Annotated in this window: 1 protein-coding gene and 1 pseudogene; both read right to left on the bottom strand. The window is 63.8% G+C overall.

Annotated elements, in window-relative coordinates; genetic code table 11:
• Positions 1-531, bottom strand: a pseudogene (locus ACIPIA_RS15885) (O-antigen ligase domain-containing protein); the annotation flags it as partial.
• The coding region (locus ACIPIA_RS15880; RefSeq protein WP_400510940.1) for an undecaprenyl-phosphate glucose phosphotransferase at positions 528-1592 on the bottom strand (1065 nt) is incomplete at its 5' end. The pseudogene ACIPIA_RS15885 and the gene ACIPIA_RS15880, both read right to left, overlap by 4 nt.

The following is a 1592-nucleotide window of genomic DNA, read 5'->3' as shown; positions in this document are numbered from 1 at the left end:
GACGAGGAACGGACCTAGCACGTTCGCGTCCTTGAAAGTGCCCGATGCCCGGCCGTAGAGCGTGAAGATCTCGCCTAGTCCTGCGACGTTGAAATATCCGAGGATGCCGGCCACGCCGGCGTACCAGGCGGCGAACAGATAGCCCTTCATCAGCGCATCGAGCCGCGCGACGGCGTCCTCTGCCATGATCGCCGCGAAGAACAGGCTGGTGATCATCAGATAGACCGAAACCGCGGTGAACCGGACCGAGGCGGGTTCGTCCATCCAGGGGATCAGGGAGAAGATGCCGCCGATGTTGTAGGCCAGCAGAAGCCCTGTCAGTGGCAACAGCTTCTGTGAGAACCTGATCCCCGTGAGCGCGAAGACGAAGAGCGCGATCAGGAAGGCGATTTCGTAGGGCGACGGCTCGATCATCGCGAAGCCGCTCGATGCGCCGAGCAGCCAGAGGATGCTGCGTTTGACGACCGCGTAAGGGATCGTCAGCCGCCGGGCCGGCGCGCCTTGCGAAGGGTGCTGGGCGAGGCCGCTCAATAGGCGTTCTCGTTCTTGGTCAGCAGCGATAGCGGTGTCTTGAGCAGGATATAGAGGTCGAACAGGACCGACCAGTTCTCGATGTAATAGAGGTCGTGCTCGACGCGCTTCTGGATCTTCTCGTCGGTGTCGGTTTCGCCGCGCCAGCCGTTGATCTGCGCCCAGCCGGTGATGCCGGGCTTGACCTTGTGGCGAGCAAAATAGCCGTCGACCACCTGCTCATAGGCGCGGTCCGGCGTCTTGGCATGGATGGCATGCGGGCGCGGGCCGACGAGCGAGAGATCGCCCTTGAAGACCACGTTGAGGAGCTGTGGCAGTTCGTCGATCGAGGTCTTGCGGATGAAGCGGCCGACGCGTGTGACCCGGGGGTCGTCCTTCGTCACCTGCTTGGCGGCGGCGTGGTCGCTCTTGTCGTGGTAGAGCGAACGGAACTTGAAGACCTCGACCATCTCGTTGTTGAAGCCGTAGCGCTTCTGACGGAAGAACACCGGCCCTCTGGAGTCGATCTTGATGGCGATCGCCGTCGCAAGCATCAGAGGCGAGAGAGCGATCAGGGCCAGCGTGCCGACGATCTTGTCGAACAGCCACTTGACGACGACGTCCCAGTCGGCGATCGGGCGGTCGAATACGTCGAGTACGGGCACGGTGCCGAGATAGGAATAGGAACGCGGCCGCAGCCGAAGCTTCGAGAGATGTGCCGACAGGCGAATGTCGATCGGCAGGACCCAGAGCTTGCGCAGCATGGTCAGGAGCCGCCCCTCGGCCGAGATCGGCAAGGTGAAGATCACGAGGTCGAGCTTGGTGCGCCGCGCGAACTCGACGAGATCGTCCACGGTGCCGAGCTTGGGGTAACCGGCCACCATGTCGGGTGAGCGTTCATCGTTGCGATCGTCGAAGACGCCGCAGATCTGCAGCCCCGTGTCCTTCTGGCTCTCGAGGGCGCGGATCAGAGCTTCGCCGGCCTCGCCGCCGCCGACGATCGCCGTGCGTCGTTCCAGCCGGCCGTTCCGCGTGAGGCGGCGCACCACGAGCATCACGCCGAGGCGGCCGCACAGCAGCGT

Origin of the sequence: Allobosea sp. CER48 (genome assembly GCF_044752385.1) — a bacterium.
GTDB lineage: Bacteria > Pseudomonadota > Alphaproteobacteria > Rhizobiales > Beijerinckiaceae > Allobosea.
This window is presented reverse-complemented; position numbering and strand designations above follow the sequence as displayed.